We start from the raw sequence: 9,593 nt of genomic DNA, 5'->3' as shown, positions 1-9,593 counted from the left end.
CGTGCCCGGCAGCCGGGCCGGCGCCGCGGCCTGCCGCCGTTCGTCCGACGGCCCCAGGCCGGGGCCGTATCCGCAGGCGCGGCTGGTGGGGACGGCGCGGGCCGGCGGGGCCCGCGGGCATGAGGACGGCCGCACGTCCCGCGCCCGAAGACACGCCGGACATGAAGACACGCCGGACATTCCGTGCCGCCGGAGGACCGCGCCGTGCGCGCCCGGTCCGCGGCCCGCCATGGTCGCAATGGGCTCGCATCCACCCCGGCGGAAGGGCAGGATGCTGCCCGTAGACCCTGGGAGGATCCGGAACCGCGGAGGTATGGATGACCGGCACGTCCACGCAGCCCGAGAGCGGCGGCCCCGCGCCCTTCACCGCCGCGGACTACGCGGCTCGGATGCGGCGCGCCGCGGAGGCCGCCGATGCGGCCGGCCTCGCCGGGCTTCTGATCGCGCCGGGACCCGACCTGGTGTGGCTGACCGGGTACCGGCCGGTGGAGACCGAGCGCCTCACCCTCCTGGTGCTGCGGACCGGACACGACCCCGTCCTCGTCGTGCCCACCCTGGAGGCGCCCGACGCGGCGAAGGCGGCCGGAGGGCCCGCGCTGACGCTGCGTGACTGGACCGACGGCAAGGACCCCTACGAGGCGACCGCCTCCGTGCTCGGGGCCGGCGGCCGCTACGGCATCAGCGACAACGCCTGGGCCCTGCACCTGCTCGGTCTGCGCGAACGGCTCCCCGACGCCGGCCATGTCGCCCTCACCCGCGCCCTGCCCATGCTGAGGGCCGTCAAGGACGCCGCCGAACTCGACCGGCTGGCGGCCGCGGGCGCGGCCGCGGACGCGACGTACGAGGAGATCCTGAAGGTCCCCTTCGGCGGGCGCCGCGAGCGGGAGGTCGCCGCGGACCTGGCCGATCTGCTGCGGTGGTCCGGGCACGCGCAGGTCGACTTCACCATCGTCGCCTCGGGCCCCAACGGCGCCAACCCGCACCACGAGGCCGGTGAACGCGTCATCGAGCGCGGTGACATGGTCGTCCTCGACTTCGGCGGCCTCAAGGACGGCTACGGCTCGGACACCTCCCGCACCGTCCACGTCGGCGAACCGACCGACGAGGAGCGCGCCGTGCACGACCTGGTGCGCACCGCACAGGAGGCGGGCTTCCAGGCGGTCAGACCGGGTGCGGCCTGCCAGGACGTCGACCGGGCGGCCCGCGCGGTCATCGCCGACGCCGGGTACGGCGAGTACTTCATCCACCGCACGGGGCACGGCATCGGCGTCACCACGCACGAGCCGCCGTACATGATCGAGGGCGAGGAGCAGCCACTCGTCCCCGGAATGTGCTTCTCCGTGGAGCCCGGCGTCTATCTGCCCGGCCGCTTCGGCGTCCGCATCGAGGACATCGTGACGGTGACCGAGGACGGCGGGCGCCGGCTCAACAACACCCCCCGCGAGATGGCGATGGTCGACTGAGGGGGACAGTGGAGCCCGGCACACCCGATCAAGACGACAACGGCGCGATCATGACCCAGGCACCGACACCGACGGCGGAGACCGTCCGTCGACTGGTCCGTTCCCTGATCCCCGACGGCGACGGGCCGGATGTGACGCCGATCGCCGAGGGCGAGGGGCCCTTCGCCTGGTGGGTCGGGACACGCCATGTGCTGCGACTGGCCCGTGACCGCGGCGCCTCCGTGCGCCAGCGCCGCGAACTGCGGCTGCGCGACCTGGTGCGGCCGCACGTCCGGCTCGCCGTGCCGACGAGCGTCGCGCACGGCGAGTGGTCCGCCGGACTGGGCTACACCCTCGACACCCGGCTGCCCGGTGCCACCGGTGACGTGCTCGCCGTGCCGGCGCTCGGCGAGGCGGATCTCGCGGACCTGCTCACCGGGTTGCGGGGCGTACCCGCGCGCCAGGCGGAGTCGCTCGGTGTCCCGCGTGTCGCACCGCGCTCCCTGGAGGCGCTGCGGACGGCCGGGGCGAGCGCCGCGCGGCGCCTGGCCGAGGCCGACGAATTCGACCCCGCCCGGTTCGCGCAGCTCACCGCCCCCGCCGCCCGGCAACTCGTGGCCCAGCCCGGCGCCGCCGTGCTGGTGCACCACAACCTCAGCCGCGAACACCTCCTGGTGAGCGGCGACGGGCGGGTCCGCGGCGTGCTCGGGTGGACCGACGCGGTCATCGGCGATCCGGCGGAGGACATCGCCGGACTCGCCGCGGCCGTCGGCGCCCCGGCCGCCGTACGCGCCGCCACCCTCGCCGGTTACGGGGCCCGCCCCTGCCTGCGCGGGCTGTGGCTGGCGCGCTGCGACACGCTCGTCAGCCTCGCCGACGGCCTGGAGGGCCCGGACGACAGCCGCCGGACCGCCCTGCGCGCCCGGCTGCGGCGCTCCTGGGAGGCCATCCTGCTGGAACGGGTCACGGAACTGCCGCGTGACGAGATGCCGTAGACGACGCCCGTGCGCACGGCGGTGGGCCGGACGGCGCCCACGAGGCGGCCGGTCCGTGACGGCGGCCGGTCCGTGACGCCCGTGCCGGCCGCGCCCGCATCGCGCAGTCCCCGGTACGGCCCCGGCCCTGCCGCGCGCGGCCCGGTGCCCGCCCGCGTCACTCCTGGCTCAGCACCACGCACGACTCGCCCGGCAGGTTCAGCACCCCGCCCGCCTCCGGCGGCCGCACGGGCTCCCACGCGGCCAGCACGCGCGCGTACCGGGCGCCGAGGGGGATGGAGGCCGGCTCCGTGCCCAGGTTGACGGCGACCCGTACGTCACCGCGGCGGAAGGCGAGCCAGCGGGCCTCCTCGTCGTAGGCGACCCTCACGTCCCCGAGGCCGGGGTCCGAGAGGTCCGGCTCGGCGGCGCGCAGGGCGATCAGCTCCCGGTACCAGGCCAGGACGCGCGCGTGGGGATCGTGCCCCGGCTCCGACCAGTCCAGGCAGGAGCGGTCCCGGGTGACCGGATCCTGCGGGTCGGGCACGTCCTCCTCCGCCCAGCCGTGCGCCGCGAACTCCCGGCGCCTGCCGCGCCGTACGGCGTCGGCGAGTTCGGGGTCGGTGTGGTCGGTGAAGAACTGCCAGGGCGTCGTGGCGGCCCACTCCTCGCCCATGAACAGCATCGGCGTGAAGGGGGCGGTGAGCACCAGCGTGGCCGCGCACGCCAGCAGGCCCGAGGACAGGGACGCGGAGAGCCGGTCCCCCTGAGCGCGGTTGCCGACCTGGTCGTGGGTCTGGGCGTAACCGAGCAGGCGGTGCGCCGGGACCCGGGTGCGGTCCAGCGGGCGGCCGTGCCGCCGGCCGCGGAACGTCGAATACGTGCCGTCGTGGAAGAAGCCGCCCGTCAGCGTCTTGGCGAGGGCCGCGAGGGGGGCACGGGCGAAGTCCTCGTAGTAGCCCTGGGCTTCACCGGTCAGCGCCGTGTGCAGCGCATGATGGAAGTCGTCGTTCCACTGGGCGTGCACCCCGAGGCCGTTCTCCGCGCGCGGGGTGATGACCCGCGGGTCGCCCAGGTCCGACTCGGCGATCAGGAACAGCGGCCTTCCCACCTCGGCGGCCAGCGCGTCCACGGCCGACGACAGCTCCTCCAGGAAGTGGATCGCGCGCGTGTCGCGCAGCGCGTGCACGGCGTCGAGGCGCAGCCCGTCGAGCCGGTAGTCACGCAGCCAGGCCAGGGCGCTGCCGACCAGATACGCGCGCACCTCGTCCGAGCCCGGCGCGTCCAGGTTCACCGCGGCGCCCCAGGGGGTGTGGTGGGTGTCCGTGAAGTACGGGCCGAACGCCGGCAGATGGTTGCCCGAGGGGCCGAGGTGGTTGTGGACCACGTCCACGACCACCCCGAGGCCCAGCTCGTGCGCCCGGTCGACGAAGCGCTTCAGCGCCTCGGGCCCCCCGTACGGCTCGTGCACCGCCCAGAGCGAGACGCCCTCGTACCCCCAGCCGTGCCGCCCCGGGAACGGGCACAACGGCATCAACTCCACGTGGGTCACACCCAGTTCAGCCAGATGCCCGAGCCGCTCGGCGGCGGCGTCCAGTGTGCCCTCGCGGGTGTACGTCCCCACGTGCAGTTCGTAGAGCACCGCACCCGGCAGCGCGCGCCCCGTCCATGCGGTGCGCCACCCGTACCGCCCCTGGTCGACCACCGCGCTCAGCCCGTCGGGACCGTCCGGCTGGCGGCGTGAGCGTGGATCGGGCAGCACGGGGCCGTCGTCCACGGCGAACCCGTACCGGGTGCCGTCCCCGGCCTCCGCGTCGCCCGTCCACCACCCCGGCCGGTCCGGATCGCGCCCCAACGCGTGCGCGGCGCCCGCGCAGTGGAGCGTCACCCTGGTGGCCCGCGGTGCCCACACCTCGAACTGCACGGACGGTTCCCCCTCGTCTGCTCATCGTGATGTAGCCCGTGTCCATGGTGCGCCACAAGAGATCAATTCGCTTTCGAATCCACCCTTTTGACACGCGGAACGACCCTGACGGCGGCAGCGGCCATTGCCCGGTCTTCTGGACACCCCGTCCCGACTGACCGACAATCACGTGCGTGACGTCGTCCTTCGAGTTCCACACCTACCCCGCCCGGCTCTCGGATGCCGAGCGCGACAGGGCGCTGAAGGTGCTCCGAGACGGCGTCGCCCTGGGGCGTCTGTCGCACGACACGTTCATGCGGCGCATGGAGCTCGCCCTGGTCGCCCGCCAGCCGCACGAGCTGGCCGCGCTCACCGCCGACCTGCCCACCGAGAAGCGCTGGTCGCGGATCGTGTTCGGAACGGTCGAGGCGGTCTCCGGGTTCACCGTGCGGCTGCGCCGGGCCTGGCAGGCCGAGCGGCTGCCCAAGCTGCTGCTGCCGAACCCGGGCCATTCCCATCCGCTGCGGATCGGCCGCGACCCGGCGTGCGGGCTCAGGCTCAGCCACGAGACGGTCTCCCGCCTGCACGCGGAGCTGAGCCGTCAGGGCGGCCTGTGGGTGCTGCGCGATCTCGGCTCGACCAACGGAACGACGGTCAACGGCCGCCGTGTGATCGGTGCCGCGGTCGTCCGCGACGGCGACCAGGTCGGTTTCGGGACGATGACCTTCCGGCTGGCCGCGGAGTAGCCGCAGGGGCGCACCGGCCGGCGCCGGAGGGGCGGCTGGTCCGGCCCCAGGCGACACGCCGGTCGCGCCGGAGTGAACCCCGGCGTGCGGCGTGTCGCGCCGGAGCGCGGCGCGTGGCCGGATTCTTCTCCCGCATCCCGCCCGCCCTTCCTCCCCATCCGCGGTGTTGACGTACCTGCCCGTCCGTGACTGACTGTGCGTACACCATGTACGTGTGGTGAAGCGACGGTGCCACAGAGTGGAGGTGTGCCATACCGCCACTCCTCCGCTACCCGACCGTGGACGAGCTCGGCGCCCGCGCGGCCGCGCTCGTCGCCCGCCGTCCACGTGACGCCAGGCTGCGCCGTGTGGGCACCTCCAGGGGTGGCACGCCCCTGTGGCTCCTGTCCGTCGGCCACGGCAGCCGCCAGGCCCTCGTCGTCGCCGGACCCCACGCCAACGAACCGGTCGGCGGCGCCACCGTCATGCGGCTGGCCGAGCGCGCGCTGGCCGACCCGCGGCTCGGCGCGGAGGCCGACGCCACCTGGAACCTGCTGCTGTGTCTCGACCCCGACGGCGCGCGCCGCAACGAGGGATGGCTGACGGGCCCGTACACGCTCGGCCGGTACTTCCGGCACTTCTTCCGTCCCGGCTTCCTCGAACAGCCCGAGTGGCTGCCCGACGGCGCGGCGCGCGCCGCCCTCCCCGAGACCCGCGCGCTGCTCGACGTCCAGGACGAACTGCGGCCGTTCTTCCAGTGCTCCCTGCACGGCGTGGACGTGGGCGGCGGCTTCGTCGAACTGACCCGCGACCTGCCGGGGATCGCCCAGCGGCTCGCCCAGACCGCGGCCCGTCTCGGCATTCCGCGCGAGCTCGGCCCGTACGACACCCTGTACTGGCCGGTCCTGGGGCCCGCCGTCTACCGCATTCCGCCGCCGCGCCGTGGCGACCTCGCCGCCGCGATCACGGAGGCCGCGGTCGAGTCGACCTGGTTCCATCCGCACCGCTACGGCACCGTCACGGCGGTGGTGGAGGCACCCATGTGGGGCGTCGCGGCCGTGGAGGACGGCTCGCCGCCCCCCGACGCCGACGCGGTGCTGCGGGCCGTGAGCCGGACCCTGCGGCGCGACACACTGCTCCTGGAGGGGCTCCTGGCCCGCATCCGCCCGCATCTCGCGGCCGTGCCGGACGCCGACCGGCTGCTCGCCCCGGTCGACGACTATCTACTGGTCGGCCCCGGTCTCGCCGACTCCTGGGACCCCGACACGCACGCCGCCGGACAGCGGACGCTGCCGCCGCTGGACAGCGCCCGTCTGACGGCCCTGGGCATCTCCGGGCGCCGCGTCGCGCTGCGCACCGCCGGACTGCTGCACCAGCTCGCCACGGCCGCCGGGCGCGAGACGGGCCGCGTGGTGCGGGAGCTGGACGGGCTCATCGACGGGTGGTGCGCCGACTACCGCGACGGCTACGGCGCGCGCTGGATCCCGGTCGCACGCCAGGCCGAGTACCAGGCGCGCATGGTGCTCGCCGCCTTCGAACTCGCCGGGCGGTACGCGCCCGCGCGCTCCCGTTCGGGTGAGCCGGGCTGGGGTTCGGGCGCCGCCGTGCCGATGCACACGGAATGAAGAACACCACTTCGGCCCTGCGCGGCGTCTTGGTCGCCGCGGCGGCCCTGCTCATCGCGACCCCGGCGCAGGCCGCCGCGCCCCGGCCGGACGGCACCGGCAACTGGCTCTATCTCACCGTCACCAGGAGCGACGACCGTTCGATGGACGTCAACGGCACGCTGCTGATGTGCGACCCGCCCCAGGGACACGCGCAGGCCGGCCGGGCATGTGCGGAACTCACCGAGGCCGAGGGCGACATCGGCCGCATCCCCCACAAGGACGCGATCTGCCCGATGGTCTACGCGCCCGTGACGGTGTCCGCGCGCGGCCAGTGGAACGGCCACCCGGTCGACTACGGCCAGACCTTCTCGAACGCGTGCGCCCTTCAGGCGAGGACCGGGGCGGTGTTCGCGCTGCCGGACCGGACGCCGGTCAGGACGGTGCCGGGGCTGCGCTGAACCGTGCCGCGCGGGGGCTGCGGACGATGCTCACGCGCGGGTGGCAGGGCGCGGTGCGGGGGTGTCGGTGCGGTGGGCGGGCGTGCCGGCCCTGTCATCCTCCGGTCCCGTCACCCGTCGGCCCGCTCCAGCAGCGCCACCGGACGGCGCGCGAACAGGTCCGCCGCGTGCGCGTGTCCCTCGAACCTCCGTTCAGGCGCGAGCACATCGGTCCACAGACCCGGCGGCAGCGTGAGGCACGTGTCGCGCCAGCCGCCGGCCTCCGCCAGGCGCAGCGACAGCCGGGTGACCGCCGTGAGGGCCGCGCCGGAGCGCACGAAGGCCACACAGTGCGCGGCACCCGGCCCCCGGGCCGCCAGGGGTGCGTACGTGCCCGAGGCGCCGAAGACGTCCGGGCGCCGCCGGCGCAGCCGCAGCGCCGCCCCGGTGAGCTCCGCCTTCTCCGAGGCCACCGCGCGCGGCGCGAACGGCCGCCGGTTGTCCGGGTCGACCAGAGCCCGGTACTCGCCCTCCGCGCCCTGGTAGACGTCCGGCACGCCCGGCATGGTCAGCTGGACCAGCGCGGCCCCGAGGACGTTCGCCCGGATGTGCGGCGCCAGCGTGTCCCGCAGGTCCAGGACGAGCCGCCCCGGCGCCCCGCACACGCCCTCGGCGACGAACGCCGCCACCGCCTCCTCGTAGCCGGGATCCTGCTCGGTCCACGTCGTGCGCAGCCCCGCCTCCCGCACATGCTTGAGCAGGGCGCCCTGAAGCCGCTCCTCGGCGGCCTGCCCCAGCCCGAAGAGCGTCTGCCAGGCCGCCCACGCCAGATGCGGGTCCGGCACCCCGCTGCCCGCGCGCGTCACCTCGGCCAGCACGTCGGCCCAGCGCTCCGGGCACTGGGTGAGGACCGAGACCGCCGCCCGTACGTCCGCGCTGCGCTTGGTGTCGTGCGTCGACAGCACGGTCCCGGTGGCGGGCCAGTCGCGCTGCAGACGCGCGCAGTAGGTGTGGAAGTCCTCCACCGGGACGGCCGGGGTCCCCGGATCGCCGCCCACCTCGTTCGCAGACAGCAGCGGCACATAGCGGTAGAACGCCGTGTCCTCCACGGACTTGGCGCGCAGCGCCGACGCGGTCTGCGCGAACCGGGCCCGGAACCCGGCGTGCCCGGGCCCGTCCCCGGCCCGTCCCAGCGCCAGGTCCCGCACCACGGTCACCGCGTGCGCCTCCTCGGGCACCGTGAACACGGCACGGGCCTCGGCCGCCGCCTCCTGTGTGATCACCGCGGCGGCGTCACCGGAGGCGTACGGGCGGTACACCTCAAGGCGGACGAGGAGCTCCCGCAGCGCGGTGCGCAGCGCCCAGGGGGCGTGGTCGCGCAGGTCAGGGTCCGGGGACGCGGCGCACAGACGGCTCGCCTCCCGCGTGAGACGGTCCACCTCGGCCGCCAGTTCGTGCGTGACCACCTCGTGCGCGGCGCGCCGCACGGTCGAGGCCCAGTGGCCGCCGCGGTCGCCCTGCGGGCCGGCGAACCGCCGGTAGTGGCCGAGCAGGGCCCCGGCGCCCGCCGGGTCCGTGAACAGCCCGTCCACGTGCCGCAGCGCGTCGTACCCGGTGGTGCCCGCGACCGGCCAGGCGGCGGGCAGGCGCTCGCCGGCCGCGAGGATCTTCTCGACCACCGTCCACCGGCCGGAGGTGGCCTCGTGCAGGCGGCGCAGATACGCGTCCGGGTCGGCCAGGCCGTCCGGGTGGTCGACCCGCAGGCCCTCGATCACGCCCTCGTCGAGCAGCCGCAGGAGCGTGGCGTGCGTCGCCCTGAAGACCTCGGGGTCCTCGACGCGCACCCCGATGAGCTCGGAGATGCTGAAGAAGCGCCGGTAGTTCAGCTCCGTACGGGCCAGCCGCCACCACACCGGGCGGTACCACTGGGCGTCGAGCAGCCGCGGCAGCGGCAGCGTCCGTGTGCCCTCGCGCAGCGGGAACACGTGGTCGTGGTAGCGCAGCAGGTCGCCGTCGACCTTCAGCTCGCCCAGCTCCTCGCCGAGCCGGCGCCCCAGCACGGGCAGCAGCAGCTGCCCGCCCTGCGCCTCCCAGTCGATGTCGAACCAGCGCGCACTGGGCGAGGCGGGACCCTCGCGCAGCACTTCCCACAGCGGGCGGTTGTGGCGCGGGGACATGGCCATGTGGTTGGGGACGACGTCCACGACGAGGCCGAGCCCGTGATCCCGCGCTGTGCGTGCCAGGGAGCGCAGTCCCGCCTCGCCGCCCAGTTCGTCCCGCACGCGCCCGTGGTCGACGACGTCGTAGCCGTGCGCCGATCCCGGGACCGCCTCCAGGACCGGCGACAGATGCAGGTGCGAGACGCCGAGCGAGGCCAGGTGGGGCACGGCCGTCTGCGCCGCGCGGAACGGGAACTCGGGCTGCAGCTGGAGCCGGTAGGTGGCCGTGGGCGCGGCCGGGCCGGGGCGCTCAGGTGTCATGAGAACCTAGGTACCCGCCCCACGG

General features: G+C 75.1%; 7 protein-coding genes. 5 read left to right on the top strand and 2 right to left on the bottom strand.

Going from position 1 to position 9,593, the window contains the following annotated elements:
• The first annotated feature begins 317 nt into the window (after positions 1-317).
• Both ACFSL4_RS11595 and ACFSL4_RS11590 read left to right on the top strand, forming a co-directional pair.
• Positions 318-1,463, top strand: coding sequence for a M24 family metallopeptidase (locus ACFSL4_RS11595; protein WP_381081331.1), 1,146 nt, complete (start codon positions 318-320; stop codon positions 1,461-1,463).
• A gap of 50 nt (positions 1,464-1,513) precedes the next feature.
• A complete protein-coding gene (locus ACFSL4_RS11590) occupies positions 1,514-2,437 on the top strand; it encodes an aminoglycoside phosphotransferase family protein (protein ID WP_381081329.1) in 924 nt (307 codons plus the stop codon).
• A gap of 157 nt (positions 2,438-2,594) precedes the next feature.
• Here the strand turns inward: ACFSL4_RS11590 and treZ are convergent, their stop codons facing one another.
• On the bottom strand, positions 2,595-4,340 hold the full coding sequence (treZ, locus tag ACFSL4_RS11585) for a malto-oligosyltrehalose trehalohydrolase (RefSeq protein WP_381081327.1): 1,746 nt from the start codon (positions 4,338-4,340) through the stop codon (positions 2,595-2,597).
• A gap of 173 nt (positions 4,341-4,513) precedes the next feature.
• Between treZ and ACFSL4_RS11580 the strand changes: the two genes are divergently transcribed.
• From ACFSL4_RS11580 to ACFSL4_RS11570, 3 genes are all read left to right on the top strand, one after another.
• Positions 4,514-5,065 carry an FHA domain-containing protein gene (locus tag ACFSL4_RS11580; protein ID WP_381081325.1) on the top strand — a complete coding sequence of 184 codons (552 nt, stop codon included), beginning with the start codon at positions 4,514-4,516 and terminating at the stop codon, positions 5,063-5,065.
• A 278-nt stretch (positions 5,066-5,343) separates the two neighbouring features.
• The gene (locus tag ACFSL4_RS11575) at positions 5,344-6,669 is read left to right on the top strand and encodes a M14 family zinc carboxypeptidase (protein WP_381081323.1); all 1,326 of its coding nucleotides are present in this window, start codon (positions 5,344-5,346) and stop codon (positions 6,667-6,669) included.
• Positions 6,666-7,109, top strand: a complete 444-nt coding sequence (locus ACFSL4_RS11570) for an SSI family serine proteinase inhibitor (protein ID WP_381081321.1) — start codon at positions 6,666-6,668, stop codon at positions 7,107-7,109. Before ACFSL4_RS11575 ends, ACFSL4_RS11570 begins: the two co-directional genes overlap by 4 nt.
• 110 nt (positions 7,110-7,219) lie before the next feature.
• Here the strand turns inward: ACFSL4_RS11570 and treY are convergent, their stop codons facing one another.
• The gene (treY, locus tag ACFSL4_RS11565) at positions 7,220-9,568 is read right to left on the bottom strand and encodes a malto-oligosyltrehalose synthase (protein ID WP_381081319.1); all 2,349 of its coding nucleotides are present in this window, start codon (positions 9,566-9,568) and stop codon (positions 7,220-7,222) included.
• Positions 9,569-9,593 lie beyond the last annotated feature (25 nt).

Origin of the sequence: Streptomyces caeni, from assembly GCF_042678285.1 — a bacterium.
GTDB lineage: Bacteria > Actinomycetota > Actinomycetes > Streptomycetales > Streptomycetaceae > Streptomyces > Streptomyces caeni.
This window is presented reverse-complemented; position numbering and strand designations above follow the sequence as displayed.